23 protein-coding genes are annotated in these 26,199 nt (G+C 71.2%); 10 read left to right on the forward strand and 13 right to left on the reverse strand.

Annotated elements, in window-relative coordinates:
* Window positions 1-110 precede the first annotated feature (110 nt).
* The 5 genes from AB0M92_RS20015 to AB0M92_RS20035 all read right to left on the reverse strand — a co-directional run bounded on the left by AB0M92_RS20015 (window position 111) and on the right by AB0M92_RS20035 (window position 7,061).
* Window positions 111-920: a DeoR/GlpR family DNA-binding transcription regulator gene (locus AB0M92_RS20015; protein WP_366103562.1), complete on the reverse strand. Its 810-nt coding sequence runs from the start codon at window positions 918-920 to the stop codon at window positions 111-113.
* Between the two features lie 307 nt (window positions 921-1,227).
* Entirely contained in the window at window positions 1,228-2,259 is a 1,032-nt protein-coding gene (locus AB0M92_RS20020; RefSeq protein ID WP_366103564.1) for an ABC transporter permease, read from the reverse strand.
* The gene (locus AB0M92_RS20025) at window positions 2,256-3,845 is read right to left on the reverse strand and encodes a sugar ABC transporter ATP-binding protein (RefSeq protein WP_366103565.1); all 1,590 of its coding nucleotides are present in this window, start codon (window positions 3,843-3,845) and stop codon (window positions 2,256-2,258) included. The genes AB0M92_RS20020 and AB0M92_RS20025 overlap by 4 nt, the downstream gene beginning before the upstream one ends.
* Window positions 3,846-3,978: 133 nt before the next feature.
* A complete protein-coding gene (locus AB0M92_RS20030; RefSeq protein ID WP_366103566.1) occupies window positions 3,979-5,028 on the reverse strand; it encodes a substrate-binding domain-containing protein in 1,050 nt (349 codons plus the stop codon).
* Window positions 5,029-5,483: 455 nt separating this feature from the next.
* The gene (locus AB0M92_RS20035; RefSeq protein WP_366103567.1) at window positions 5,484-7,061 is read right to left on the reverse strand and encodes an RICIN domain-containing protein; all 1,578 of its coding nucleotides are present in this window, start codon (window positions 7,059-7,061) and stop codon (window positions 5,484-5,486) included.
* 721 nt (window positions 7,062-7,782) lie between these two features.
* Here AB0M92_RS20035 and AB0M92_RS20040 point away from each other — a divergent pair.
* Window positions 7,783-8,694, forward strand: coding sequence for a peptidoglycan-binding protein (locus AB0M92_RS20040; RefSeq protein ID WP_366103568.1), 912 nt, complete (start codon window positions 7,783-7,785; stop codon window positions 8,692-8,694).
* Window positions 8,695-8,752: 58 nt separating this feature from the next.
* Here the strand turns inward: AB0M92_RS20040 and dgoD are convergent, their stop codons facing one another.
* The 5 genes from dgoD to AB0M92_RS20065 all read right to left on the reverse strand — a co-directional run bounded on the left by dgoD (window position 8,753) and on the right by AB0M92_RS20065 (window position 13,254).
* Window positions 8,753-9,898 carry a galactonate dehydratase gene (gene dgoD, locus AB0M92_RS20045; RefSeq protein WP_366103569.1) on the reverse strand — a complete coding sequence of 382 codons (1,146 nt, stop codon included), beginning with the start codon at window positions 9,896-9,898 and terminating at the stop codon, window positions 8,753-8,755.
* Complete coding sequence (locus AB0M92_RS20050) at window positions 9,895-10,647, reverse strand: SDR family NAD(P)-dependent oxidoreductase (protein ID WP_366103570.1); 753 nt, start codon at window positions 10,645-10,647, stop codon at window positions 9,895-9,897. The genes dgoD and AB0M92_RS20050 overlap by 4 nt, the downstream gene beginning before the upstream one ends.
* Window positions 10,648-10,724: 77 nt before the next feature.
* Window positions 10,725-11,669, reverse strand: a complete 945-nt coding sequence (locus tag AB0M92_RS20055; RefSeq protein WP_366103571.1) for a sugar kinase — start codon at window positions 11,667-11,669, stop codon at window positions 10,725-10,727.
* Entirely contained in the window at window positions 11,666-12,295 is a 630-nt protein-coding gene (locus tag AB0M92_RS20060) for a bifunctional 4-hydroxy-2-oxoglutarate aldolase/2-dehydro-3-deoxy-phosphogluconate aldolase (protein ID WP_366103572.1), read from the reverse strand. Before AB0M92_RS20060 ends, AB0M92_RS20055 begins: the two co-directional genes overlap by 4 nt.
* Window positions 12,292-13,254, reverse strand: coding sequence for an SMP-30/gluconolactonase/LRE family protein (locus AB0M92_RS20065; RefSeq protein ID WP_366103573.1), 963 nt, complete (start codon window positions 13,252-13,254; stop codon window positions 12,292-12,294). The genes AB0M92_RS20060 and AB0M92_RS20065 overlap by 4 nt, the downstream gene beginning before the upstream one ends.
* Window positions 13,255-13,387: 133 nt before the next feature.
* Here AB0M92_RS20065 and AB0M92_RS20070 point away from each other — a divergent pair, with 133 nt between their 5' ends.
* Window positions 13,388-14,638 carry an ROK family protein gene (locus AB0M92_RS20070; RefSeq protein WP_366103574.1) on the forward strand — a complete coding sequence of 417 codons (1,251 nt, stop codon included), beginning with the start codon at window positions 13,388-13,390 and terminating at the stop codon, window positions 14,636-14,638.
* A 22-nt stretch (window positions 14,639-14,660) separates the two neighbouring features.
* Here AB0M92_RS20070 and AB0M92_RS20075 read toward each other — a convergent pair whose 3' ends face one another.
* Window positions 14,661-15,662, reverse strand: a complete 1,002-nt coding sequence (locus tag AB0M92_RS20075; protein ID WP_366103575.1) for a LacI family DNA-binding transcriptional regulator — start codon at window positions 15,660-15,662, stop codon at window positions 14,661-14,663.
* A 236-nt stretch (window positions 15,663-15,898) separates the two neighbouring features.
* Here AB0M92_RS20075 and AB0M92_RS20080 point away from each other — a divergent pair, with 236 nt between their 5' ends.
* From AB0M92_RS20080 to AB0M92_RS20095, 4 genes are all read left to right on the forward strand, one after another.
* On the forward strand, window positions 15,899-17,920 hold the full coding sequence (locus AB0M92_RS20080; RefSeq protein WP_366103576.1) for a glycoside hydrolase: 2,022 nt from the start codon (window positions 15,899-15,901) through the stop codon (window positions 17,918-17,920).
* A gap of 249 nt (window positions 17,921-18,169) precedes the next feature.
* Window positions 18,170-20,116 carry an RICIN domain-containing protein gene (locus tag AB0M92_RS20085; protein ID WP_366103577.1) on the forward strand — a complete coding sequence of 649 codons (1,947 nt, stop codon included), beginning with the start codon at window positions 18,170-18,172 and terminating at the stop codon, window positions 20,114-20,116.
* Between the two features lie 59 nt (window positions 20,117-20,175).
* Window positions 20,176-21,132, forward strand: coding sequence for a DUF916 domain-containing protein (locus AB0M92_RS20090; RefSeq protein WP_366103578.1), 957 nt, complete (start codon window positions 20,176-20,178; stop codon window positions 21,130-21,132).
* Between the two features lie 257 nt (window positions 21,133-21,389).
* A complete protein-coding gene (locus tag AB0M92_RS20095) occupies window positions 21,390-22,484 on the forward strand; it encodes a heparin lyase I family protein (RefSeq protein WP_366103579.1) in 1,095 nt (364 codons plus the stop codon).
* Window positions 22,485-22,509: 25 nt separating this feature from the next.
* On the opposite strand, the gene AB0M92_RS20100 is transcribed toward AB0M92_RS20095, so the two are convergent.
* Window positions 22,510-22,842, reverse strand: a complete 333-nt coding sequence (locus AB0M92_RS20100) for a hypothetical protein (protein ID WP_366103580.1) — start codon at window positions 22,840-22,842, stop codon at window positions 22,510-22,512.
* A gap of 354 nt (window positions 22,843-23,196) precedes the next feature.
* Between AB0M92_RS20100 and AB0M92_RS20105 the strand changes: the two genes are divergently transcribed.
* A complete protein-coding gene (locus tag AB0M92_RS20105) occupies window positions 23,197-23,862 on the forward strand; it encodes a DedA family protein (RefSeq protein WP_366103581.1) in 666 nt (221 codons plus the stop codon).
* Entirely contained in the window at window positions 23,859-24,464 is a 606-nt protein-coding gene (locus AB0M92_RS20110; RefSeq protein WP_366103582.1) for a phosphatase PAP2 family protein, read from the forward strand. Before AB0M92_RS20105 ends, AB0M92_RS20110 begins: the two co-directional genes overlap by 4 nt.
* A gap of 103 nt (window positions 24,465-24,567) precedes the next feature.
* Here the strand turns inward: AB0M92_RS20110 and AB0M92_RS20115 are convergent, their stop codons facing one another.
* On the reverse strand, window positions 24,568-24,720 hold the full coding sequence (locus AB0M92_RS20115) for a hypothetical protein (RefSeq protein ID WP_366103583.1): 153 nt from the start codon (window positions 24,718-24,720) through the stop codon (window positions 24,568-24,570).
* 159 nt (window positions 24,721-24,879) lie between these two features.
* Here AB0M92_RS20115 and AB0M92_RS20120 point away from each other — a divergent pair, with 159 nt between their 5' ends.
* Together AB0M92_RS20120 and AB0M92_RS20125 are read left to right on the forward strand one after the other, a co-directional pair.
* Entirely contained in the window at window positions 24,880-25,248 is a 369-nt protein-coding gene (locus tag AB0M92_RS20120; protein WP_366103584.1) for a BlaI/MecI/CopY family transcriptional regulator, read from the forward strand.
* The gene (locus AB0M92_RS20125) at window positions 25,245-26,186 is read left to right on the forward strand and encodes a M48 family metalloprotease (protein ID WP_366103585.1); all 942 of its coding nucleotides are present in this window, start codon (window positions 25,245-25,247) and stop codon (window positions 26,184-26,186) included. The genes AB0M92_RS20120 and AB0M92_RS20125 overlap by 4 nt, the downstream gene beginning before the upstream one ends.
* Window positions 26,187-26,199: the final 13 nt, after the last annotated feature.

Here is a 26,199-nt window from a genome sequence, read left to right on the forward strand (position 1 = left end):
CGACTACGTCGCGAAGCCGTCGGACATCCCGAATCCGGTGGCACGAACGGATCGGCGCTGCCGCGAAGCCGGTGGCGGAATCGGTCGGCTCCGGCCTGCCGAGGGCAGGCTCACGCCCCCTGCGTGTCCGCCAGGATCAGGCGGCCGACCTGCTCTCCGAGGGCGGTGCGCGCCTCCTCGGCCAGACCGTCGTCGGACACGAAGTAGTCGATGTCCGACAGGACGGCGAACCGGCTCAGGCCGACGACGCCCCACTTGCTGTGATCGGCCACGACGGCCAGCCTCGTAGCGGCGGAGATCAAGGTGCGGTTGGTCTCCGCCTCCGCGAGGTTCGGAGTGGTCACGCCGGCGCGCTCGGAAACGCCGTGTGCGCCGACGATGAGGAGATCGACCTGGAGGGAACGGATCGCCTGGTCCGCCAATGGCCCGACCAGGGAGGCGGATTTGGTGGGGGCCCCGCCCGTGACCAGCAGGGTCGGGCCGGCGGAACCGTCCTCCGGTCCGGTGGAGCGCAACAGCTCCGCGACGGGCAGGGAATTGGTCACCACGGTCAGCCCCGCGATGTCGCGCAGACGGTGTGCGACGGCGTACGTCGTCGTCCCGCCGGAGATCGCCACGACGCTGCCGGGCTGCACCAGCCGGGCAGCCGCTTCGGCGACCGCGGCCTTGGCCGCGGATTGCAGGGTGGACTTGGTCTCGAACCCGGGCTCGTCGGACGTGGTGCCCGAGGTGCTGACCGCCCCGCCGTGCACCTTCTCGACCGACCCGGCCTTGGCGAGCACGTCCAGGTCTCGGCGGATGGTCATGTCGGACACGCCGAGCTGCTCGACGAGTGCGGCCACGCGCACCGCCCCCTTGCGGCGCACGGTATCGAGGATCACTTCTCGCCGCTGGGCCGCCAGCGGCGCCGACTCCGTCACAGTCCCACCCGTTGATCTCACGCGAATTCCCGACAGAGATCAATTGTACACCGCATCCAATAAGGGTGGGCAGGGGGTTCACGGGGCCCGGTCGCCGAACCGGCGTACCCAAGTACGGATTTGCCGGGATGTGCCTCCTCGGCTCAGCGGGAAATCGGGGGCAGCGCGTACCGAAAGGCTTCATTCGATCTCCCCGCCCCGTGCGATTGCTCCGGTTTCACACTGCAGACGCCTCTGGCCCGGCAAGGCCCGCCCGTTCGGGCGGGCCTCATCCCACGGAGCGCGCACCACCGTCGTGCGCGCCCGGTCAGTGGGGCAGTCCCACGGCCCGTTCGCCGCTGCGGCGCTGCTGGATGACGACGGCGCCGACGAGGAGTGCACCCTGGGCGACGTTCTGCCAGAAGGTGTTGATGCCCTGGACGGTCAGCCCGTTCTCCAGGGCGCCGAGCAGTGCCACGGCCAGGAGCGTGCCGCCGATGCCTCCCTTGCCTCCCTTGAGGGCACAGCCGCCGAGCGCTGCCGCCGTGATGGCCTTGAGTTCGAGGCCCTCACTGCCCGAGACGGGCTGCCCCGAACCGGTCCGCGCGGTGAGCAGGATGCCGGCGACCGCCGCGACCACGCCGATGAGCGCGTAGACGGCGACCAGGTACTTGTTGATGTTGATGCCCGCCAGGCGCGCCGCGGTGTCGTTGCCGCCGATCGCGTAGATGTTGCGGCCTATGTCCGTGTACTTCAGCATCACGTGCACCGCGAGGGCCACGACCGCCAGGATCCAGATCATGACCGGTACCCCGGCGATCTTTCCCCGGCCGAGGAACACGAAGAAGGGGTCGTTGAGGACGTAACCCTGCGCGCGACCGCCGGAGATGAGCTGGGCCACGCCCTTGTAGGCGGCCAGGCCCGCGAGCGTGGCGATGGTGGGGTTGACCCGGCCGTAGACGATGGCCATGCCGTTGACCACGCCGACGAGGATGCCGATGCCGATCGCGGCGGCCATCCCCAGGTAGGGGTTGGATCCGCCGGACGTGAAGACCATGGCGCTCACGACGGAGGCCAGGCCGGCCTGGGAGCCGACGGAGATGTCGAGCCCTCCGCAGATGATCACGACGGTCTGCACGATGGCGAGCAGGCCCGTGATCGTCGCCGCCTCGCCGATGACCTGGATGTTGGCGAGGCTGAGGTAGTTGTCGTTCAGGACCCCGAACAGGGCCAGGACGAGGACGAGGGCGCCGATCAGGCTGAGGTTCTGCCCGCCGAGCGAGGAGAGCAGTGCTCCGCCGGTCTTCCGCGCCGGGGCGGGGAGGTTCTCGGTGGTGGCCGGCGTCTGGGTGGTGGTCATCGAGCGTCTCCATCGGCGGAGTCGGTGAGCGGTCGGTCGGATGCGACGGGAGCGAGGTCGTCGGCCATGGCGAGGTTGAGGATGGCTTCCTCCGTGGCCGACGACCGGTCGAGCTCGCCGGTGATGCGACCGTTCTGCATCACGACGATCCGGTCGGCGAGCCCCAGGACCTCGGGGAGTTCGGAGGAGATCACCAGCAGGGCGACCCCCTCCCGGGCGAGGTCGGCGATGATGCGGTAGATCTCGGCCTTGGCTCCGATGTCGATCCCGCGCGTCGGCTCGTCCAGGATCAGTACCTTGGGCTTGCGCAGCAGCCACCGGGCGAGCACGACCTTCTGCTGGTTGCCGCCCGACAGTTTGCGCACCTCGTGTTCGATCGAGGGGGTGCGCACCCGGAGGCGGTCGGAGAAGTCCTGAGCCACCGCCTTCTCCTGGCGGCTCTGGACGAAGCGCCAGCGGCGCAGCCGGTCCAGGCTCACCAGGGAGGTGTTGTCCCGGATGGAGCGGTGCAGGAAGAGCGCCTGGGCCTTGCGTTCCTCGGGGGCGAGACCGATGCTCGCGCGGATCGCGTCCCGGGGGCTGCGCAGACGCAGCGGCACGCCGTTCACGCGGATGCTCCCCGATCGGACGGGCCGGTCGCCGGCGAGGGCGAGGGCGAGCTCGGACCGTCCGGCGCCCATCAGTCCGGCCAGGGCGACCACCTCACCGGCCCGGACCTGGAGGTCGATGTCACGGACGTCGTCCGTGGTGACGCCTTCCAGTTGCAGGACCACCTCGTCGCGTGCGACGTCCTGTCGCACGAACAGGGAGGACAAGTCACGCCCGACCATCAGGCGGACGACCTCGCCCTCGTTGGTGTTGCGGGCTTCCAGCACGCCGGCGACCGCGCCGTCCCGCAGCACCGCGATGCGGTCGGCGAGGCGGAAGATCTCCTTCATGCGGTGGGAGACGTAGATGACGGCGATGCCCTGGTCCCGGAGCCGGTCGATCAGGCCGAAGAGTGCCTCGACCTCGTTCTCGGAGAGGGAGGAGGTGGGCTCGTCAAAGGCTATGACCTTGGCATCACCCGTCAGGGCCCGCAGGATCTCCACCAACTGGCGTTGTGCGGGGGTGAGTTCGGACCCCAGCTGATCGGGGTGGATCACCTTCTCGAAACCGAGCCGGACCAGGTCCGCCGTGATGCGTCGGCGCAGTTCGGCGCGGTCGAGACGGCGCCCCGCGCGGCGCGGCAGGGCCCCCGCGTACACGTTCTCGGCGACCGAGACGTGCGGGATGATCTCGGGTTCCTGGGGGATGATGCGGATCCCGGCCTTGTGGGCGTCGTGCGGTGACGCCAGGTTCCGCGGACGTCCGCCCCAGAGGATGTTCCCCTCGGTGGGCTGGTGGTCACCGGTGAGGATCTTCAGAAGGGTCGACTTGCCCGCGCCGTTCTCTCCCATGAGGGCCGTCACCCGGCCCCGGGGGAAGGTGAGCGTGACGCCGCTGAGCGCCTGCACCGCACCGAAGCGCTTGGTGATGTTCTCGACGGAGACTTCTTCACCGGGGTCCTGGGCGGAGGCGGGTGGCTCTGTACCGGCTGTGGTCATAGGGGCCTCGCAAGCTGGGGTTACGTGGTGCGTTCGTGCCGGCGACGCTGCCGGTCGGCGGTGGTGGGGACCGGGGCGGGTACGGCTGCCGCTGCGGCTGGTGCCGCACCCGCCCCCGGGCCGGGGCTCGGCATCAGCCGCAGGTGACGCCCGCGTCCTTCCAGTTGGAGGCGTCGACCATCTTGGTCGGGGCGAAGGCTTCCTTGGGGAAGTCCTTGCCGTTCTTGAGCTTGTCGAACATGGTCTGCACGGCCAGGGCGCCGACGTCCTTGCCGTTGATGAAGAGCGCCGCCTTCATGCCGGACGGCTTGCCGGAGCTCCAGTTCTTGCAGGCGAGATAGGCGCCGAGGCCCACGCCGATCACGTTGTCGGCCTTGAAGCCGGCGTTTTCCAAGGCGGTGACGCCGCCCTGTACGTTCTCGTCGTTGCAGCCCCAGACCACCCAGTGCTTCACGGAGGCGTTGGCGGTGATCGTGGCGGCGATCTTGTCCTGCGCTCCCGTCGGGGAGTTGTCCGTCGGCACGTCGATGTTCTGCACCGGCGTACCGGCGGCCTCGGCGAACGCCTTCTTCGAGGCGTTGACACGGTCGGTGCAGACGGTGACGTCCTGCTTCCAGGCGGATATCGTGCGCGTCTCGGCCGGGTTCCAGCCGGCCTTCTTGAACTCCTCGGCGGCCCGCTTGCCGACCTCCCCACCCATCTGCTCGCCGCTGAAGCCGATGCGGGGCACCAGGTCGTCGCCGCCGCAGGCGGCGGGGTCGGGGCCGGTGCTGCAGATCTGGTCGTCCGACGTCAGGAGCGCCACCTTGCTGCTCTTGGCCAGCTGGACGACCTGGGGTCCGACGGCCGGGTCGGGAACGACCACGATCAGCCCGTTGCTCTTCTGGGAGATCGCCGCCTGGGCCTCGCTCACCGTCTTGTTGGCGTCGTTGCCCAGGTTCACCACCTTCAGGTCGATGCCCAGCTCGCTCGCCTTCGCCTTGGCGCCGGCGGCCTCGCCGATGAAGTACTCCTGGTCGCCCTGCTTCTGCAGATAGGTCAGGGAGATCTTTCCGTCGACCTTCCCCACGTCCGCAGCCCCGCCGACCGCCTCCTGGCCGCTGGAGCAGGCGGACAGGACGAGCATCGTGGCCAGGCCCAGAGCCGCGGCGGCTGCGGGACGGCGGTGGTGGTGAGTGAGCATGTCGATCCCTTTGCTTGGACGGGTCGCACCGGGCGACCAGTGGGGCACGTGCGATGGGGTTCGGGGTGGGCCGTCGTCGTGATCGCCGGCCGGGGCTGCGGGGCCCGGGGGCTGTTCGAGGGAGAGGTGTCTCCGATCTCGATCGACGAGCCCCCGGGGGCGACCTCCCGTTGCGGGAAACCGTCACAGTCGGCCGCTTTCAAACTTGATGCAACAGAGAAAAGCGCTGTTTCCGCCATAAGTCAACAGGGTGAAGCGGAGGTTTCGGATTGATGCACCCCCGTGACCTCCGGAGGCGCCCCCGGGGGCGACGAATGCCAAGCCCAAGGCCCCCACCAGGGTGGCGGCGACAGGCCGTTGGGACGACACGAAGCGCCCCGACGGCACCCTTTGCCTGCCGTCGACACCCACGAAGTGGTGTCGATTTGCCTTTGAATATGTCTGACTATGTTTGATCAATGCGGCGAGGTCGACTGCCCGACGGCCTCGTTCCAGCGCTGCTCGGCCGCCGCGCCCGCGCGGCCGAGCGTGACCGGCACCCCGGGGTTTCCGCTCCCTGATGTCACGGCGTATCCCGGTGCGACGCGAGGTCTGATCCGCCCCGTCGCATCGGTGGAGAACATGAGGTTGTCCCCGTCGGTCCTCCCGGAGGCCGAGCAGGACCAGATGCCCACGCCGTCCCTGGTGCTGCCGCGCGCATCCATGCAGTAGCCGGGATTGGCGGCGTTGTGCAGGAGCCCCTTGTCGTCGAGGCGCCACTGCTGCGCCGCCGCCCCGTCACGACAGCGTGCGGTGATCACGTCGACGCCGTTGGAGAAGGCACCGCCGCGGATGTCCAGGCACAGACCCGTGGCGGCGTTGACGGCCGGAACGTACGCAGAGGCCTGGAAGGGACGCAGCGGGTCGACCGTCGCGGCCTCCGTCGTCGGCGTGGGGCTTGACGTCGCGCCGGGCGAGGCCCCCGTCGCGGAGGGCGACGGGCTGCGGGACGACGGGGGCGAGGCGGATGCGGAGGGCCGCGCCCGGCTCCCCGACGGCGCCGGCGAAACCGTACCCCCGCCCGCCACCACGGGCGGCGGGGGTGGATCCCCGGCCGCCGTGTCGGGCATCTGCGGCCTTCCTGCCGGATGGACGACGACCGCGAGCGCCGTCGTCATGATCAGGATCGTCGCGACGCCGAGGGAGACCCGCCCGGCCGGCTTCCGCAGGAGGCCGGCCGCCCTCCGGCCGGCCGCGGCCCGCTTCGGCCGGGCTCGGGCCGCGTGCGCAGCCGGAAGCGGCAACGTGTCCTCGCCGTCCCCGTTCGTACGCGCCCCCGAGAAGAGGTGGAGCGGACCCGCGGGGCCGAGCAGCGATTCGGCCAGCCACGGACCGGGGGTGTCGCAGAGGGCGACCAGTCCCCGCAGGGCGGCCGCGCAGCCGGGACATCCGTCGACGTGGCGCGTCAGGTCCGGGTTCTCCCGCACGTCCGCACGCCCCGCGGCGGCGTCCAGCATGCGTGCGTACGCCGGACAGTGCGGCGTGGGGCGCGCCTGGAGGTGGACGCGGAGAAAGGCGTCGCGGCACGCGGACAACGCGCGGAGGGACTGGTCCGGCATTCCGTCGGGTCGGTCCCCGGTGATCGTCGCAACCTGATGGTCCGACTCCTGCTCGACCACGGAATGCCACAGGATGACCTGCGTCCGAAAGGGCAGGGTGTTGAACCCCCTGCGGACGAAGGACCGGAGGGCCTGGTCCTGGAGGACCGGGCCCTGCGGGACCGGGGCCCGTGTTCCGTCGGCGGCGGACGAGGACACCAGCGTCAGCAGCTCCAGACGAGGAGGCCGGTCAGGGGCATCGGCCGCCGAGGCCAGCATGGCGAAGTACCGGTCCATCGCGCGGTCCGCGGCGTCCCGGGCGTGCAGCGGGTCGTTGCCGACGGCTCTGCCGAAGGCGGCGATCCGCGGACCGTGGCGCCGCCGCAGCTCCGTCTCGGCGGAGGAGGCGATCGGGTCTGCGGTACGGATGGCATCGCACAGTTGCTGCTCGGTCATTCGACTCACAGCAGGGGGATGATTCATCGACACTGGAACATCCTGGGTGGGGAGTGAAAGTCGCCCTATTGTTCAGGACACGACACCTCCGCCGATAGTTTTTTCCGACGAGAATTCACCTGCCTTCTCTCGCCTAATACGGGGAGGTTTATCGAGGGCAGGGAGAACCGCCGGAATTCCCCTCGCACAACGGGGTCCGGTGTTGCCGCGACCGCCGCGCGGGCCGCAGTGGGCGCGCATGCGGGCAGCAAGGAGGTGCCGAAGCGGACACCCTCACACCGAACAGAATCAGACACGCACGCAAGGAAGTCAACACGGCAGATCTTGCATCACGAGCGTCAGGACGGCCCGTACAGCGCGGTGTTGGTGGCCCGTGCGAACCCGTCAGGGCCTGGACGATCGAGCATTTCACGACACTGCTCCCCCGCCGCGCGCCGCGCGAGCACCACTCGACAAGGCAATCGGCATCCAGAGGAGGATCCACGGACGGCGCCGGACGCACGTTTAGCCGATCGTTATCAACTAAGCCCCGGCCGGGCTGGATCCAGGTGCGCTCTACACAGTAGGTTCACCGATCACCCCCTCCTTCATCACACGGCTCCCGCGCAGCGGATCCGCCGCCCGATGACCCGCTATTAGACACTCGGATAATTAAGGAGCCGTACGGCGCGGCGCGCCGAGGGCTCATTCTGCATTTCGGAACACCGTCGACTGGAGTTCGGTGAGCACCCCTTTCTGTCCACGATGCGGTGACTCCCTGCGCTGTGGTTGCCCCCTCCCCGACCACAACGCCGCAGGCCGGACCGCCGTCCCGGCGCGGTTCGACCGGGAGTGGGTGCGGCCGTACGTCTCGCTGCGCGAACCCGCGCCCGATGACCCGCCGGCCGCCGTCACCACCGGCACGGCGGCGTGGGCCGTACCGCACGCGGTGCACGACAGCAGCCCGTCGACCGGTGGGCACGCCCTGGACCCGCCCGTGGTCCTGACCCGGGCGGCCGGTCACCGCAGGCCCGAGCCCCCGAGGCGGCGTCGGCCGCTCCGCCTGACCGCAGCCCTCGCCACCCTGATCGGCTCCGCGGCCCTCGCGGGCGCGTACGCCCTCACCCGGGACCAGGACACCCGGGACGCGGCGTCTCCCGCCCCCGCCGGCCGGCTGGACGTACTCGACGTGGACGAGACCCCCCACGCGGCACCTGGGCAGACACCGCCCCGCGCGACTGCGCCGGGTGGTGCACGACGGACTGCGCCGGCAGCCGGGCAGAACCCGCCGGGCACCGCGTCATCGGGTGTCCCCTCCGCCACCGCCGCGGCCGCATCCGGCGCCCCGGCGGCGCCTTCCGTCCCGTCCGGCGGTCCGCGGCAGGACCGTCCCGGCACGGATCCGTCCCCCGGCGCGCCGTCGGCCTCGCCCGATGCGCCGACACTCCGCCGGCACGACACGGGGCCCCAGGTCCGGGAACTACAGCGCCGCCTCGCGCGGATCGGGGCGTGGACCGTGCCGCAGCGAGGTGTCTACGACCGTCACCTGCAGGACGCGGTCGCGCGGTTCCAGGCCGAGCACGGCGTGCGCGGTGACCCGCCCGGGATCTACGGCCCGGCCACCCGACGGCTGCTGGAATCCCTCACGGCCTGAGGGCCGATGGGCGGAGCCGGGCCGGGGCGGTCACGGCGCGGCCGGCACCCTTCCCCCGTCACCACTCGGCGAGGGAGCCGTCGGCCCGCCGCCACAGCGGGTTGCGCCAGCGGTGTCCGGTCTCGGCGGCGCGTTCGACCGCCTTCTCGTCGACGTCGATGCCCAGTCCGGGTGCGGTGAGCAGGGCGACGTGGCCGTCCTCGTAGCGGAAGACGGACCGGTCGGTGAGGTAGTCCAACAGGTCCGACCCGGCGTTGTAGTGGATGCCGAGGCTCTGCTCCTGGATCAGCAGGTTGGGAGTGGCGAAGCCGACCTGGAGGCAGGCGGCCAGGGCGATCGGGCCGAGCGGGCAGTGCGGTGCCAGGGAGACGTCGTGCGCCTCCGCCATCGCCGCGATCCGCCGTACCTCGGAGATGCCGCCGGCGTGCGAGAGGTCGGGCTGGGCGACGGCGATCCCCTGCTCCAGTACGGACTTGAAGTCCCAGCGGGAGTAAAGCCGTTCGCCGGTGGCGATGGGGATGCTCGTGGAGCGTACGACCTCTGCGATGTGGGCGCTCATCTCGGGCACCACCGGTTCCTCGACGAAGAACGGCAGGCTGGGCTCCAGCAGGGGCAGCACCCGCCGTGCCATGGGGAGGGTGAGGCGGCCGTGGAAGTCCACGGCGATGTCGAAGCCGTCCCCGACCTCCGCGCGGACGCTCTCGACCCGTTCGACGATGTCGCGCACGGCCCGGGGGGTGTCGATCAGTTCCAACTGGGGGGAGGCGTTCATCTTGACGGCGGTGAAGCCCTCGGCCTTGCGGGCCGCGGCCTGCTGCGCGACGTCGGTCGGACGGTCGCCGCCGATCCAGCTGTACACGCGTGCCCGGTCCCGGACCCTGCCGCCGAGCAGCTGCCACACGGGCACGCCCAGCGCCTTGCCCGCGATGTCCCACAGCGCCTGGTCGATGCCCGCGACGGCGCTGGAGAGGACGGGGCCGCCGCGGTAGAAGCCGCCCTTGGTGAGGACCTGCCAGTGGTCCTCGATGCGCATCGGGTCCTGGCCGACGAGGTAGTCGGACAGTTCCTCCACGGCGGCCGCGACGGTGTGCGCCCGGCCCTCGACGACCGGCTCGCCCCAGCCGGTGATGCCCTCGTCGGTGTCCACGCGCAGGAAGCACCAGCGAGGGGCGACCAGGTAGGTCCGCAGGGATGTGATCTTCACTTGGACTCCTTCTTCACGGACCAGCCGCCGTCCACGGTCAGGTTCGTTCCGGTGATGTACGAGGCGTCGTCGGACGCGAGGAACGCGACGGCGGCCGCCACCTCCTCCGGGCGGCCGAGCCGTCCCAGGGCCGTGGCGCGGGCGGAGAGCAGTCGGCCCTCCTCGTCCACGTCCTGCCAGTTCTCGGTGAGGATGGGGCCGGGCAGCACGGAGTTGAACCGCACCTCCGGTCCGTATTCGACGGCGAGCTGGCGGACGAGCGCGCAGAGGCCGCCCTTGGCCGCGGCGTAGGCCGGGTAGCCCGGCAGGCTGCACAGGGCGTGCACGCTCGACGTGGCGACGAAGGAGCCGCGGGCGGCGCGCAGGTCGTCGAGGAACGTCCGTACCGCCAGGTAGGGCGCCTTGAGGTTGACGGCCATGTCACGGTCCCAGTCGCCGCCGGTCAGTTCGTGGGCGGGCGCCGGCGTGTGGGTGAACGCGTTGCTGTGCACGATGGCCACCGGGCCGAACGCCATGTGGGTGCGGACCTTGAGGGTCCGCCAGTCCTGTTCGGAAGAGACGTCGCACGGCACGAACTCCGCCAGACCGCCGTCGTCGCGGATCTTCCGCGCGAGCGCCGTGCCCGCCCTCTCGTCGATGTCGGCGAGGACGACGGCGGCCCCTTCGGCGGCCAGGCGTTCGGCGCTGGCGGCGCCGATGCCGGACGAGGCGCCGGTGACGACGGCGGTTCGTCCTGTGAATCGGTTCATGGCTGGTCTTTCCTGTGGTGTCGTGGAGTGGGGGCGGGGTCGGGCGGAGGGCGGTGGGGGCCGTCGGTGCACACCGGTCAGCGGGTGACGTCCTCGCCCTGGAGGAGGTCCAGTTCGCCGCGGCGGGGCAGACCCTCCCAGTCGCCGGGCGCGGCCACCGCGAAGGCACCGCACGTCGCGGCGAGCAGGAGCCGGCCCGGGAGGTCCGCGCCGTCGAGGAGTCCTGCGAGGTACCCGGCGACGAAGGCGTCACCTGCACCGATCGGATCCACCGGGGTGACGGGCACGATGTCCTGGACGGCCGCACCGCCGCCGCGCGTGGCCGCGACGGCCCCGCGGGAGCCGAGTTTCAGGACCGCTTCGCGCGGGCCGAGGTCGAGCAGGGCGCGCGCCATGGTGGCGGGGTCGGCTTCGGGGACGACCAGAGAGGCCTCCTCGGGGCCGGCGAAAACGACGTCCGCGCGGGTGACGAGGTGGGTCAGTTCGGCCGCGGCCTCCTCCCGGCTCCACAGCCGGGCGCGGTAGTTGAGGTCCAGGCTGACGGTGACTCCGGCGGCGCGGGCGAGGTCGACGGCGTGCCGTACGGCGGCCCGGGGCCCGTCGCCGAGGGCGGGGGTGATGCCGGTGACGTGGAGGACCCGGGCCCGGGCGACGAGTTCCGGGTCGACGTCTTCCGGGGTCAGGCGGGAGCCGGCGAATCCGCGGCGGTAATAGGAGACGCGGGTGTGATCGGGTGTGCGGCGTTCGCGCAGCATCAGTCCCGTCGGCGCGGTGTCGTCCACGCGCGCGCGGGTGACGTCGACGTTCTCACCACGCAGTGTGGCGATGATCATCGCCCCGGCGCCGTCGGCGCCGACCCGCCCGGTCCAGGACGCCGGATGACCGAGGCGGCTGACGCCGATGGCCACCGTGGCTTCCGCGCCTGCGAACCCCAGGCGGAGCGAGCTGCCCGAGGCGAGCGGGCCGGGCCGGTCGGCAGCCAGGACGGCCATGGCCTCGCCCAGGGTGACGAGCGCGCTCATGAGCGGATGCCGTCCAGCAGCGTGGTGGCCCGTTCCCGGAGCGCGTCCAGGTCGCCGCCCTCACAGGCGTCGCCGATCAGCGGGCCACCCATACCGAGGGCGCTCGCGCCGGCCGCGAAGTAGGCGGGGGCCTGGTCGAGGCCGATGCCTCCCGTCGGGACGAGCGGGACGTGGGGCAGGGGCGCCCGTACGGCCTTCAGGTATTGCGGGCCGCCGGTCGAGGCGGGGAAGAGCTTGACCATGGTGGCGCCCTCCCGCCACGCCGCCACGATCTCGCTCGGCGTCAGGGCGCCGGGAAGAACCGGAACGCCGAGGCGGCGGCCCTCTCTGATGACGTCCAGGCACGTGGCCGGGGTGATGAGGTAGGTGGCCCCGGCTTCCACCGCACGCATCGCGTCGGACGGCGTCATGACGGTGCCCGCGCCGAGGGCGGTACCGGCCGGCTTGGATTCGGCGTACTCGTGCAGCGCGTGCAGGACTCCCGGTGTGGTGAGTGTGAACTCCACGGCCCGGATGCCCGCTTCGTGGAGGGCGTCGGCGGTGGCGGCGAAATGGCGGGGCGAATCGGACCGCAGGATCGCTATCACGGGGGCGACGGCGAGTGCGTGGACCAGGTCGGTCGTCATGCGGAACCTCGGGGGTCGTGAGAGGCGGTGGAGCCGCCGGGAAAGCGCTCCGGATCGTCGGCGAAGGGCGGTACGGGCAGGCCGGTGGCACCGGGCCGGCAGATGAAGATCCGGCCCGCGTGCGGTTGCGCCGCGAGCTGCTCGGCCGTCAGCCCGTCGGCCGCGGTAGTGATCATCAGAAGGTCCAGGTCCGGGCCCGCGAAGGCGCAGCTGGACACCTGTGAGGCGGGGACCGTCACGACGGCGTGGAGCGCTCCGTCGGGGGTGTAGGCCCTGACCTGCCCGGCTCCCCACACCGCCACCCAGACCCGACCCTCGGTGTCGACGGCCAGGCCGTCCGGCAGGCCGGCGGGCCCGGTGTCGGCGAAGGGGCGGCGGGCCGAGATCGCGCCGGTGTCCGGGTCGTGGTCGAAGACGTCGACCCGGCGTGTCGGGCTGTCCGCGTAGTAGAGGAGACGGCCGTCCGGGCTCCAGCCGAGGCCGTTGGAGATGGTGACCGGGCTCAGCACGGTGGTCACGGTGCCGTCGGGGTCGAGGCGGTAGAGGCTGCCCGCGCCCGGGGTCGCGTCGTAGGCCATGGTGCCGGCCAGCAGCCTGCCGGCCGGATCGCACTTCGCGTCGTTCATCCGCCGCGGCGTGCCGTCGTCGGGAATCGCGGGGCCGGCGAACTCCGTGGCCACCCCGGCTTCGTCGACCCGCAGGAAGGACGTGCCGGCGGCCGCGATGAGCCCGCCGGACGCGCAGGGCGCGACCGCTCCGACCGGCCGGTCGAAGCCGACGGTCGTCCTGGGACCCAGGTCCGGCAGACCGCTGTCGTCCTCGCGGGCGACCAGCCGAGCGCGGTGGACGAGGCCGGCGGTGATGTCCACCCACAGCAGGTCACCGCTTCCGGCGTGCCAGACGGGTCCCTCGGTCAAGCGCCCGGGCACGGGGGCGCAGGGCAGTGCCGTCAGGTGCATGGTGTCGCTCCTCTCTTGGTCGAGGAAACTCTAGGAGTTCTTCTAACTCATGTAAATACTCATCGTCCAACGCATGGAATAAGCTCGGCCAGCACGTACGAGAGCTGGCCACGACAGGGAAAGGACGCACTCCATGGCGAAACGCACCGCCCAGGACATCCGCCGCCGCAACCGCTTCGACGCACTGCGATGCGTCTTCGCGGCGCCCGGACCGGTGAGCCGGCAGGAGATCGCCACGGCGACCGGACTGTCCTTCGCGACCGCGGCCAATCTGGTGGTGGAGCTGCTGGATGCGGGAGTCCTGCGGGAGGCCGGCCACGACGACTCCAGGGGCGGACGCCCGCGGGCCCGCCTCGCGGTCAACGCCGAGCGCGGCGCGCTCATCGGGATCGACGTGGCGGAAACCTCCGTCCAGGTCGAGCTGTTCGACCTGGCACTGACGGTGTTGCGCAGCGTGCGACTGCCGCTGCCGCAGACCGGTGTCCGGCCGGAGGACGTGATCGACACCATCGTGGCGGGGGTGGAGGGCCTCTCGGAGTCCGAGGGTGCGCCCGTGCGCATCCTGGGCGCGGGGGTCAGCGTGCCCGGCCTCGTGGAGCGGGAGGGCGGCGTGTCCGTCTTCTCGCCCTACTGGTCCTGGCACGACGTGCCCTTGCGCTCACTCCTCGCCGAACGGCTCCCGATGCCCCTGTACCTGGACAATCCGCTCAAGGCCGGCACGGTCGCGGAGATGTGGTTCGGCGCCGGACGCGAGGCCGACGACCTCGTCGTACTGACCTTGCGGGCGGGCGTCGGCGCGGGCATCGCGGTCGACGGCGCGCTCTACCGGGGCGCGACCAACAGCGCCGGGGAGTGGGGGCACACCTGCCTCGTCCGCGGCGGCCGCGAGTGCAGGTGCGGCAGGCAGGGCTGCGTCGAGGCCTACGTCAGCACCCGGGGCATCGCCCGTACCGTACGGGAACTGGACGCGGGCAGCGCCCTTCTGGACCCCGATGAGGACGCGGTCGTCGCCAACGTCGCCCGCGCCGCGGCGGAGGGCGACGCCGTGGCCACCGAGGCCGTGACGCGGACCGCCCACTACCTGGGCGAGGCCGCGGCCGATCTGCTCAACCTGTTCAATCCGCAGACCCTGGTACTGGGCGGCTGGGTGGCCGACCGGCTCGGCGAACCGCTGCTGCGGCAGACCCGCGACGTCATCGCGGAGCACGCGCTTGCGGCGACGCTCCAGGCGCTCACCTTCCAGCGGAGCACCGTGCCGGACAATCCCGTGACCCTCGGCGCGGCCACCTTCGCCCTCGAAGGGTTCCTCGACGACCGCGAGACCTTCGCCACCGTGGCGGCGGGGCGCCGTGCCGCCAGGGCGGCGAAGACCCGGACTCCCTGAGGGCGGGACCGGTGGCGGCCGTTCAGCCGGCCGGGGCGGCCGGGGCGGCCGGGGCGGCCGTACTCTCGCGCACCACCAGGACCGGCGCCACTGATGCCTGCCGCGGGGTGCCCGCCTCGCCGTCCATCTGCTCAAGGAGCAGCGTCACGCAGTGCCGGCCCACGGAGTCGAAGTCCTGCCGGACCGTGGTGAGAGGAGCGCTGAAGAAGGCGGCTTCGGGAACGTCGTCGAAGCCGGTCACGCTCACGTCCTGCGGGACGCGCCGCCCCGCCTCTTGCAGGGCGCGCATGACGCCGAGCGCCATCTGGTCGTTGGCCGCGAAGATCGCGGTCACTTCCGGGCGGCCGGCCAGTTCCCGTCCGGCGCGGTACCCCGAGGCCGCGGACCAGTCGCCGTAGAGGATCGGCGGTACGACCGTGCCCGCTTCCTTGAGCGAGCGGTGCCACGCCTCGGCCCGGCGGCGCGCCGCGTAGGAGTCCCGGGGCCCCGCGACGTGCCAGACCGTACGGTGACCCAGGCCCAGCAAGTGCGTCACGACGCTGCGGGTCCCTTCGGCCTGGTCGATGTCGACGTTCGCGTAGCGGTGTCCGGTGTCCCCGTCGGCGAAGACCACGGGGACGCCGGACGGCAGCCGGAGCTCGGGGGTGTCCAAGACCTGCGACTCGATGACGATGATGCCGTCCACCGACTGCACCATCAGCTGCTGGAACGCCTGGCGCACGGCCGCGCCGGTCTGGGCCCGCGCGCCCATGAAGTTCACCAGCAGGTCGGCTTCGCGGGCGGCGTCGGCGATGGCGGCGAAGGTCCTTGCGTTGCCGTAGGCACTGATGTCGAAGCTGATGACGCCCAGCGTGCCGAACCGTCCGGTGACCAGCGCACGCGCAGCCGTATTGGGCCTGTACCCGAGCATCTTCATCGCGGCCAGCACCCGCTCGCGGGTGGACGCGTCCACGTTCTCCCGGTTGTTGGCCACGCGTGAGACCGTCTGCGCCGAGACGCCCGCCATCGCGGCGACATCGGCCATCGAGGGCGACTGGCCCCGTGGACGGGACCTCGGCGATCTTGCTCCGACCTCGCGCGGCATGTAACCGGACCTCCGAACCCTGCTCCGCCGAGTGCGTGCTGCACTCCGTACGGATGTTAGCGCTGCCCGCCGCGGCAGTCTCGCGCACGCTACTCGCCGGTTCTCTTGACAGGACTCCCTACCGCTTTGACACTCGCCCCACCCGCAGATGTTAACGCAAACATGGGAGATCGACCGTGCTCGGCAGCAGAAGAAGGACACCAGGCGCCACCCGGCGCCGCCGGCGCACCGCCCTCGCCACCTCGCTCGCGGCCGCCGCCTCACTCCTCGGCGGCGGTTGGGCGTTACCCACCGCCCCGACAGGCCCGGACCAGCCCGCAGCGATCCCCGTCCGCCTCGATCCCGGCTACCAGCAGGCGCCGTTCGAGGGTTGGGGCACGGCACTGGCCTGGTTCGCCAACGTGACGGGCGGCTGGCCCGAGGCGCAGCGCAACCGCCTCGCCGACGCCCTCTACGGCAGCGAGGGGCTCGGCTTCACCATCGCCCGTTACGACATCGGCGGCGGGGACAGCCCGGAGACCGAGCCCTACATGCGGCCCGGCGCGGCCGTCCCCGGCCACTGGAACCGGCCCGGCCCCGAAGCGCCCGACTGGTGGGACCCGGAGAACCCCGATCACTGGGACCCGTACGCCGACGGCAACCAGCGCTGGTGGCTCCGGGCGGCCAAGGCCCGGGGCGCCGACACCTTCGAGGCGTTCTCGAACTCCCCGCCGTACTTCATGACCGACAGCGGACTCGTCTCCGGCGCGGTCAACCCCATGCACGACAACCTCCGACCCGATCAGTACGGGCGCTTCGCCGCCTATCTGGCCGGAGCCTTGCAGCGCGTACAGAACAGTACGAACGTCACCTTCGGCTCCGTGTCACCGGTCAACGAACCGGGCACCGCCTACTGGCACGCGGGCGGACTGCAAGAAGGCTCGCACTGGTCCCCCGCCTCCCAGGCCCGCATGATCACGGCACTGCGCGCCGAGCTGGACCGCAGCGGGCTGCGCACCCCGGTCGCGGCGATGGACGAGACGGACCCCGATCTGTTCCGCGCCGACTGGGAGAGTTACGACAGCACGGTCCGCTCGGCCATCGGGCGGCTCAACACCCACACGTACGGAACGCACGGGCGCACCGGGCCACGGGACATAGCCAAAGGCGCGCACACGCCCCTGTGGATGTCGGAGGTGGACGTCGGCGGCACGGTCCCGCAGAGCTTCACCGACATGAGCCCGGCCCTCGACCTCGCCGAGCGCATCACCGACGACCTCACGCAGCTCGAACCCCGGGCCTGGGTCATGTGGCAGGCCGTGGAGGACTACGAGAACATGACCCCGGCCCACGAGGACTCCAACTGGGGTCTGATCCAAACGGACTTCACCCCGGCCCAGCCCGCCAAGGAACCGCTGCGCAAGAACAAGAAGTACTGGGCGATGGCCCAGTTCAGCCGGTTCATCCGGCCCGGTTCCCGAGTCGTCAACACCGACGACGAGCACACCCTGGCCGCGGTGCGGCCCGGCGGGCAGGGTGCGGTCGTGGTCCACACCAACACCACGGCTTCGGACCGGACCATCGATCTGGACCTCACCGGCTTCCGGGACGTCTCCCCCGCGGCGGTTCAGCGCTACACCACGGACGCGACCCGCAACGTCCACCGGGAATCCGATGTCTCCACCACCGGCAAACGGCTGACCGTGACCCTCGCACCGCACTCGGTCACCACCCTCGTCCTCCCCGGTGCGACCGGCGTCGAGCCCGCGAAGGCGGGCCCCGCCGCCGGGCCCCGGCTCCTCGTCAACGACCACAGCGGTCTCGCCCTCACCGCCGCCGCGAACGGGCCCGGAAGCACGCTCGTCCAGCACCCGCCCGGCCGGTCAGACACCGCCCAGCAGTGGATGCTCACCAGGTCGGCGCCCGACGACTGGAGCAGCACGGCCTCGTACCAGGTGACGAACGCCGGCAGCGGCCGGGCCCTCGCCGTCTCCGACGGAAAGCTGACCCTCGTTCCTCCGGGACCGTCCGCACAACAGCGGTGGATGCTGTCCACCACCGGAAACGGTCACCACACTCTGATCAACAGCGCGACCGGCACCCTCTTGGACGTCACCGGTGAATCCACCGCCGACGGCGCCCCGGTCGACACGTACCGGCCCACGACGGGACGCAACCAGTCCTGGACCTTCTCCTCGGACCCGCCAGGGCGTGACTGATGCAGTCCTCCGCCCCTCCGCCGGCCGCGATCTGACGACGGATCACCCCATCCGGACGTGACGCTGCGCTCGGGGGTCATGCACGGAATGTCGAATTTGTTTACGAGCTGTTGACATTCAGGTGACTCGTGAGCCAACCTCTGCTCTAAATTGTTGGTTCACGCGCAGAAATGTTGATTCCTGTGGGCGTGGGGAGCGGGACTCCCCGCACCGGAAACAACGTGGTGTGCGGTCACTTCAAGGATCTGCATGCGAAGAGTGAGATCCGTCCTCGTCGGCCTGAGCCTGCTGCTCCCGGTACTCGGCGGAGCGCCGTCGGCCATGGCGGCGCCCGTCGACGCCCGGCCCGGCACCCCATTCCCCGACACCACGGGGGAACGGGTGCAGGCCCACGGCGGCGGCGTACTCAAAGTGGGCGACTACTACTACTGGTTCGGCGAGGACCGCGGCGACGACAACAAGTTCCGCTACGTCTCGGCATACCGCTCCAAGGACCTGAAGAACTGGGAGCCCCGCGGCCACGTACTGGCCCAGGAGGCGGACCCCGAGATCCGCTCCGCCGTGATCGAGCGGCCCAAGGTCCTCTACAACGAGAAGACCGAACAGTTCGTCATGTGGATGCACAAGGAGGCGGACGACTCCTACGCCGAGGCGCGCGCCGCCGTGGCGGTCTCCTCCACCGTGGACGGCCCCTACACATGGAAGGGCTCCTTCCGCCCGAAGGACGCCGCCGGCGCCGAGCACATGTCCCGCGACATCACCGTGTACGAGGACAAGGCCTCCGGCAAGGCCTACATGGTCTCCGCGGCCAACAACAACGCGGATCTGCACATCTACGAACTCACCGACGACTACACGCAGGTGAAGGACCTGGTGGCGAACCCCTGGCCCGGCCAGCACCGCGAGTCGCCGGCCCTGTTCAAGCGGGGCGACGTCTACTTCATGCTGACCTCCGGGACCAGCTACTGGGACCCCAACCAGCAGAAGTACGCCACTGCCACCAGCCTCGCCGGACCGTGGTCGCCGATGAGGGACGTGGGAAACCACGACGGCCACCACTCGCAGACGGCCTTCGTCCTGCCCGTGGAGGGCAGCGACACCACCTCGTACCTCTACATGGGAGACCGCTGGGCAGGCGTCTGGTCCGACCCCAAGCACGTCAACGACTCCACGTACGTGTGGCTTCCGCTGGTGTTCCCCAGCGCCACGACCATGGTCCTTCCCTGGTACCCCCAGGTCTCGATCGACACCGCCACCGGCCGGGTGGCGGGCTCCGGAGGCGACCCCCTCAACACCATCACCGGCAAGGCGAGCGGCGCCTGCGCCACCGTGCCCGGCAGCTCCTCCGACAACCAGGTACCGGTGACGCAGGAGGCCTGCGCGGGCACCCTGAACAGCCAGTGGCGCTTCACCGACAACAGCAGCGGCTACGTGCGCGTCCTCGCCCAGCACAGCGGCAAGTGCCTGGATGTCGCGGACAACTCGACGGCCGACGGGGCCGAGGTCAAACAGTACGACTGCGGCACGGGGGACAACCAGCGCTGGCGCTTCGAGACCCTCCCCGACGGGTACGTACGCATCGTCGCCAAGCACAGCAACAAGTGCCTCGCCGTCCAGGGCGGATCCACGGCGGCCGGCGCCAAGATCGTCCAGTCCGCATGTGACGACGCGCCGGGCCAGGCGTGGAAGGTCTCCGCCGCCGATCCGGCCGGGCCCACCGACCCGACCGACCCGCCTGCCCCCGGGACGGCCGAGCGGCAGCTCAACGCCTCCGTCGGCGCCGGCGTCCTGACCATGGCCACCACGGCCGACCCCGTCCGCCTCCCCCCGGTCGACTTCGGTACCGGCGGAGTCTCGGCCGGGCAGCTGGGCACCGTCACCGTCAAGGACTTCCGCGGGGGCGCGGCCGGCTGGTCTCTCACCGGAAAGATCACCGACTTCACCGGACCGCGCGGCAAGATGGACGCGAGCAGGCTCACCTGGGCACCCAGCTGCTCCACCAAGAGCGACAGCCCGAGCACGTGCGTGGCGGGGAGCCCCGGAGTCGTCGGGAAGGACGGCGCCACCCTGGCCTCGGCCTCGAACGGTGAGGTGACGGGCGGAGAGTTCGAGGCCGACGCCACCGTGAGCCTCGACATCCCGAAGTACACACCGGTCGGCAGCTACACCGGCACCCTCACCCTCACCCTCCTCTGACACCGCTCGCGTGCCGGACGCATGCGTCCGGCACGCGACGCCCGGAAAGCTGACGAGCCATGCGCACAGCGTTCGTTGCCCTCTTCCTTCTCCTCCTGACGGCCCTCTGCCCCGCACCCGCCGGCGCGGCGGACAACGGCGAATGGTCCGTCAGGCCCGCAGACTCCACGATCACTCCCCGGGCCGCCTTCGAACTCCCGGCACGGCCCGGCACGACGCTCACCGACCGCGCGGTCGTCACCAACACCACGGGCTCGGAGCTGACGTTCCGGCTGTACGTCGCCGACGCCCACAACACGGAACGCGATGGCGGGCTGGCCGTACGCGGCATCGAGGATGCCCAGCGGGACGTCGGCGCCTGGGGGAAGCCCGAGCGGGACACCGTCACGGTGCCGGCCCGTTCCGCGGTGACGGTCGGCCTCAGCCTCAGCGTCCCCCGTGACGCCTCGCCGGGCGACCACGTGGGTGCCCTGGTGGCAGTCGACACCCGGGTGCGGCCCGCAGACGGTTCCCACGTGGGCATCCAGCGCGGGGTCGGGGCCAGGATCTACCTGCGCGTCGAGGGGCCGGAGCAACCCGGCCTCACCGTGGAGGACGTACGGTTCACGGCGCGGAGCCCGCAGATACCGTGGACGGGAAGCAGCGGATCGGCCCTTTCCTACACCCTGCACAACACGGGAAACGTGAAGCTCGTCCCCCGGGTTTCCTTTCGCACCGGCGGCTTGGTCTGGGGAGGTCCCGGCGAACGGCAGCTCGGGAACGTTCCGGGTGAGCTGCTCCCGGGACAGAAGGTACGCCTCACCGAGTCGTGGGCGGGTGCCCCGTTCGCCGGCTGGGGCAAGATCACCGTCACGGCGAGCGCGAACGACGTCCGCGGTTCCGGCTCCGACGGCTTCCTGAAGGTGCCGTGGCTGGTCGCGGGGTGCCCGGCGCTCCTGTCGGCCGCATGGCTGCTGCTCCGTCGCCGCAGGCGCGCGACGAGCCGGGCCGCCCGGCCGGCACGGACGTCGGAGTGACCCCCGGGTCGGCCGTGACGGCCCGGATCTGAAGGCCGACCGGTGTCGCCTGTGAACATCACGAGCGGATCTCGCCCTTCCGTGTCCCCTTGACTCGCGACGACCGCTGCGATGTGATGTGCCATCACGTGCGAACCTGTTGGCTTCTGATGGGTCGTGTGGCTTGGTGTGAGTGGCCGTCCCCCACCATGCGCTTGCGGCCATCCACCCACCTCGGCTCACCACCGCACCGACTCCCCCTCTTTCAAGGACGGTTCATGTTCCAGCGTTTCAGTCGCAGACGTCAGATCGGTGCGGCACTGGCGGCGCTGTCGGTGGTGGGTCTCGGGGCAACCGAAGCCGCCGCCGACCGTGCGCTCACGTCCGTCCCGTTCAAGGACGGTTTCGAGTCCGGTACTACGGCCGCGTTCCACCGGAAGGGCATCGACGGCACCGGTTCCGTGGACGTGACTGCGGCGCCCGGCGGGCGTGGCGGCAAGGCCGTCCGGTTCGCCATGCCCGACGACGGGAACTCCTACCGAACCGAGATCGCCACCGATCGTGTGCCGTACGGGAGTTACCGGTACACCTTCGCCAACTACCTCCCCAAGGACTGGCTCCGCTACGACAACCAGACCATCGTCTCCCAGTGGCACGGCGGAACGGGTACGTTCCCCGCGGTCGTCCTCGCCGTCAGGGGCGACCGCTGGATGCTGGTCGTCAACTCGAAGACGCCCTCGGAGCAGGCGGAGGAGGTGAAATACGACCTGGGCCCGGTTCAGCTCGGACACTGGAACCAGTGGTCCTTCGACATCACTTGGTCCACGACCACCACCCCCGGCTCCATCACCGCCAGTCTCGACGGGGCCCAGGTGGGATCGCACCGCGGCCCCAACAATTACCACCAGGACACCGCCCCGTACCACAAAATAGGCCTGTACCGCCCCAACTGGCAGGCGGCGAAGGGCCATGTGAAGGGCGGGACGCCGGCCGTCGTGGACTACTACGACGACGTCACCATCACCGCCATCTCTCCGGGAGCCTCCGTGCCTTCATCCGCACCCTCCCCCCAGGCGTCCCCGGCCGGCACGGCGTCACCCCCGCAGCCCGATGCTTCGGCTTCCGCGTCGGCCCGGGCCACCGGACCGGCCGCGCCGGGCTCGACGCCCGACGCCGCGGACGGCGTCCCCATGGACACCGGCGCCGACACGGACACCGACAACGACGGTGGGCCCCTCGCCCAGACGGGTTTCTTCAGCCGAATCCCGATCATCCTCGCCCTCGGGAGCGCACTGCTCGCCGCCGGCCTTGCCCTCGTACTCCGTAAGCGCGCTCGGGCGACGAAGCGCCGGGCGGGCAGTCACGAGGGCTGATCCGGGCGCGGATCCAACCCGTGGGTCAGGGGGTGGTGCAGATGACGAACGCGCTGACCTTCGCCGATTCGGTGGCGCCGGGGCTGTACCTGCCGCTCCAGTACCACGTCGTGTCGATGGCGAAGGACCGGGAAACGGTGAACAGGACAGAGGTGCTGTAGCCGCCTCCGCCAGTGGGCACCTCACCGCTCGGGCACGTCGCCGTGACGGTCATCTCCTGCCCCGCGGTGACGTACGACTCCGGTCCGTTGACCTTGTGGAACGGAGCGGCAAGGGCCACTGTGCCGCCGGTCGCGACGGCAAGGGCGGCGACGGACAGCGCAAAAGCTGCACGATGAACCTGGGACCAGCGTTTCACGGGACATCCTTCGGTTGGTTCGGGACTGAGTGACCACCCATCGGATTGCCCGATCTCGGCTCGGAATCTCGCGGTTGCGCCGGCCGGAGCCGAAACCTCACCTGAACCAGCGACAGCGCGCCCCGCCGCCCGGCCTGCGGCTTTCACATGCTTGGCACGGGATCCAAAGCCGGCCGTCGGTTGCGGCCGAGGCGGACCCGCCAGGGAATCCCCGTGTGGCCGCGGGCCGGGCTCGGCCGCTTTCACCCACTCGATCGTCTACAGTGCAGTAGACCGTCTACTTGACTGTAGTCGCAGAGGGGCGCTCCGGGCCGTCCCCTGTGCCCGAACCAGTGAGAGGGGCCGATCCCGTCCATGGCCACGTCTGCCTCAGCCGCGCTCGCGGTGAACCTCCTCGACGCCCATTCGCTGCTCGCGACGTTCGGCGTGATCGGCATCGCGGTGGTGATGTTCGCCGAGACCGGGCTCCTGGTCGGCTTCTTCCTGCCCGGCGACTCGCTCCTGTTCACCGCGGGCCTGCTGTGCGCCGGCACGACTGACAAGGGGACGGCCCTGTCACTGCCGGCGGTGCTGGCCGCCTCCGCGGTCGGCGCGCTGGCCGGCGCCCAGTGCGGATACCTCATCGGTCGCAGGGCCGGTCCCGCCCTCCTGGCGCGCAGCCGCTCCGAGAAACTCCATGAGGGCGCCGCACGGGCCGAGGATCTCCTGGCGAAGTACGGGCACGCCAAGGCGATCGTGCTGGCCCGGTTCGTACCGGTGGTCCGCACCGTCCTCAACCCCCTCGCGGGGGCCCTGCACATTCCGGCCCGTGCATTCACCTTCTGGCAGGTCGCGGGCGGCCTGCTGTGGACGGTGGGGCTGGTCCTGGCCGGCTACGCCCTCGGTTCGTCGATCCCCAGCGTCGACACGTACCTCCTGCCGATCGTGGCCCTGATCGTCGCGGTCTCACTGCTGCCCGTGGCGATCGAACTCCTGCGCTCCCGCCGGAGCCGCAAGCACCAGAACGGAACAGCGCAATGACCCCCGCGTACAACGGATCAGACATCGACGGCGGCGCCTACATCCACGTCACCGACGTCGCCCACCGGACCCCGGACTGGCTCAACGACGTCATTTCCGCCTGGTCCCTCTACGGCCTGGCGCTGTTCGCCGTACTGATGGTCGTGGCGTGGTGGCGGGCCCGCCGCGCCGGAGCGCCGGCGGCCGTCACCGCGCTCGCCGTACCTCTGATCACGCTCGCGGGCTTCGGCGTCGACCTGCTGCTCAAGCTCGTGGTCCGTGAGGACCGGCCCTGCCAGAGCCTGCACGTGGCCGTGCTGGAGGGCTGCCCCGCCCCCGGGGACTGGTCGTTCCCCAGCAACCATGCCGCCATCGCGGCTGCCGCCGCGGTGGCCCTGCTGTTCGTCTCGCGCCGCCTCGGCGCCGTCGCACTGATCGCGGCGGTGCTCATGGCGGCCTCCCGGGTGTGGGTCGGCGTGCACTACCCCCACGACGTCCTCGCCGGATGCGCGCTGGGCGCGCTGGTGGCCGCCGTCTGCGCCCGATCCGTCCGCAGCAGGCAGCGCGCATTGGCCGACCGTCTCGTCGGCGGTCGCCTGCGCCCGCTGCTGACCACCGCGTGAGCGACCCGTACGCATCCGGCCCCGGCGGCCCGGCCGATGCCCACGCCGTCCGGGTCTCTTGGCCGCCTTCCCCTGCCCGGAGGCTGCCCCTCCTTCGACCGCGTCAGGCCACGAACGCGTCGGGAGGCCCGTGGTGCGGTCGGGCGAGACAGAGGACGAGGGAGAGGCCGGCATCGGCCGGGGCGGTGGTCGCAACCGCGGCGATCAGCGTGATGGCGACGGCGGCCGGCAGCACGGCGAGAGCGATCCGGTCCACGTGCTTGCGCGTGGCCGGGACGAAGTAGCCGCGACCCGGCTCCGGACTCCACGGCCCTCGGCGCCGACGCGCCCGACGGAACGGGAAACCCTTACTCTGTCTACAGCGAAGTAGTCGACTTGCGTCGCAGTGCACGACGTACCCGTCAAAGGGGGATCCATGACAGACGAGGGCGATCGACGGCCCGCCGGAGAGCTGGAATCCAGCGTGCTCGCCGCGCTGTGGTCCGCCGGGACAGCACAATCCGCTGCCCAGGTCAGAACGGCGATACCCCAGGATCTGGCGCGCACCACCGTGGCCACCCTCCTCGGGCGCCTGTGCGACAAGGGTCTGGTGGGGCGTCGTCCCGGCGGCCGCGGGTTCGTCTACTTCGCCGTGCAGGACACCCACGGACTGGCTGCCCGTCGCATGCACCGTGAGCTCGACGGAGGCAGCGACCGGAGCATGGTGCTGGCACGCTTCGTCGAAGGGCTCGACCCCCACGACGAAGCCGAACTGCGGCGGCTCCTGCAGGAGGACCGCCCGTGATCACGCTCTTGGTGGCCCCGCTCCTGCTGCCCTGGCTCCTGGCGCCGCTCGCACGGCGGACCGTCGAGAGGGTGCGACCGGACGTCGCCCTGTGGGCGGTTACCGTCGGCGCGGCCGCACTGGCACTCGGCGTCGTCACCTGCCTGGGCGCCCTGCTCCTTCCGCTCGCCCTCAGCCTGCCCGTACTCGCCGGACTCGCCCACCTGCTGCACCCCCTCCAGGCAGGCCCGGCGGCGCTCGTGGCCTGCATCTCGATGCTGGCGGGTGGCGCGCTGGCCGTCACCGCGACCGTCACGGCCCGTGGCGTCAAGGCAGAGGTGGTGCGCCTGCGCGCGGCCCGGGACCTCGTGGCCGGGATCCCCGCGGCAGGAGGCCTCTGCGTACTCGACGACGACCGGCCCGACGCGTTCGCCCTGCCGGGAGGTACGCGGCGAAGGGGCCGGATCGTGGTGACCGCCGGCATGCTCCGGGCTCTCGATCCGTGCGAGCGCGAAGCACTCCTGGGGCACGAGCGCGCCCACTTGGCCGGCCACCACCATCTGTTCTTGGGCGTCGCACAGCTCGCCGGATGGTGTCATCCGGCGTTGGCGTCCGTCCTTCCCCTCGTCTCCCTCGCCGCCGAACGCGCGGCGGACGAAGCCGCCGCGCGTGCCTGCGGGGACCGGCGGCTGACGGCGCGCGCCATCGGACGGGCCGCCCTGGCCTCGACGGCCTGCCGCAGCCGCCTGCAGGCGCCGGCGATTGCGGCCCGAGGAACCACCGGCCCGGTACCGGCGCGGGTCAAAGCCCTGTTCGCGCAGGCTCCGGCGCGGCGTGTCGCACCCGCCCTGCTCGCCATGGCCCTTCTCTGCGGGGCGGCGGGTGCCTCGTCCCTCGGCGGAGCCGTCTGGCTGCACCAAGGCGTGGAAGTGGCACAGGGCGAGCACCCCTCGGAGTAGCCCGGCGGCAGCA

This window comes from Streptomyces sp. NPDC051582 (assembly GCF_040681715.1).
GTDB lineage: Bacteria > Actinomycetota > Actinomycetes > Streptomycetales > Streptomycetaceae > Streptomyces.

Excerpts from the sequence above, each read along its gene's own strand:
- AB0M92_RS20110 (WP_366103582.1), top strand. The coding sequence starts at position 23,859 with ATGACCCCCGCGTACAACGGATCAGACATCGACGGCGGCGCCTACATC.
- AB0M92_RS20025 (WP_366103565.1), bottom strand. The coding sequence starts at position 3,845 with ATGACCACAGCCGGTACAGAGCCACCCGCCTCCGCCCAGGACCCCGGT.
- AB0M92_RS20035 (WP_366103567.1), bottom strand. The coding sequence starts at position 7,061 with ATGACCGAGCAGCAACTGTGCGATGCCATCCGTACCGCAGACCCGATC.
- AB0M92_RS20070 (WP_366103574.1), top strand. The coding sequence starts at position 13,388 with ATGGCGAAACGCACCGCCCAGGACATCCGCCGCCGCAACCGCTTCGAC.
- AB0M92_RS20065 (WP_366103573.1), bottom strand. The coding sequence starts at position 13,254 with ATGCACCTGACGGCACTGCCCTGCGCCCCCGTGCCCGGGCGCTTGACC.
- AB0M92_RS20105 (WP_366103581.1), top strand. The coding sequence starts at position 23,197 with ATGGCCACGTCTGCCTCAGCCGCGCTCGCGGTGAACCTCCTCGACGCC.
- AB0M92_RS20030 (WP_366103566.1), bottom strand. The coding sequence starts at position 5,028 with ATGCTCACTCACCACCACCGCCGTCCCGCAGCCGCCGCGGCTCTGGGC.
- AB0M92_RS20085 (WP_366103577.1), top strand. The coding sequence starts at position 18,170 with ATGCGAAGAGTGAGATCCGTCCTCGTCGGCCTGAGCCTGCTGCTCCCG.
- AB0M92_RS20060 (WP_366103572.1), bottom strand. The coding sequence starts at position 12,295 with ATGACGACCGACCTGGTCCACGCACTCGCCGTCGCCCCCGTGATAGCG.
- AB0M92_RS20050 (WP_366103570.1), bottom strand. The coding sequence starts at position 10,647 with ATGAACCGATTCACAGGACGAACCGCCGTCGTCACCGGCGCCTCGTCC.
- AB0M92_RS20120 (WP_366103584.1), top strand. The coding sequence starts at position 24,880 with ATGACAGACGAGGGCGATCGACGGCCCGCCGGAGAGCTGGAATCCAGC.
- AB0M92_RS20090 (WP_366103578.1), top strand. The coding sequence starts at position 20,176 with ATGCGCACAGCGTTCGTTGCCCTCTTCCTTCTCCTCCTGACGGCCCTC.
- AB0M92_RS20055 (WP_366103571.1), bottom strand. The coding sequence starts at position 11,669 with ATGAGCGCGCTCGTCACCCTGGGCGAGGCCATGGCCGTCCTGGCTGCC.
- AB0M92_RS20020 (WP_366103564.1), bottom strand. The coding sequence starts at position 2,259 with ATGACCACCACCCAGACGCCGGCCACCACCGAGAACCTCCCCGCCCCG.
- AB0M92_RS20075 (WP_366103575.1), bottom strand. The coding sequence starts at position 15,662 with ATGGCCGATGTCGCCGCGATGGCGGGCGTCTCGGCGCAGACGGTCTCA.
- AB0M92_RS20095 (WP_366103579.1), top strand. The coding sequence starts at position 21,390 with ATGTTCCAGCGTTTCAGTCGCAGACGTCAGATCGGTGCGGCACTGGCG.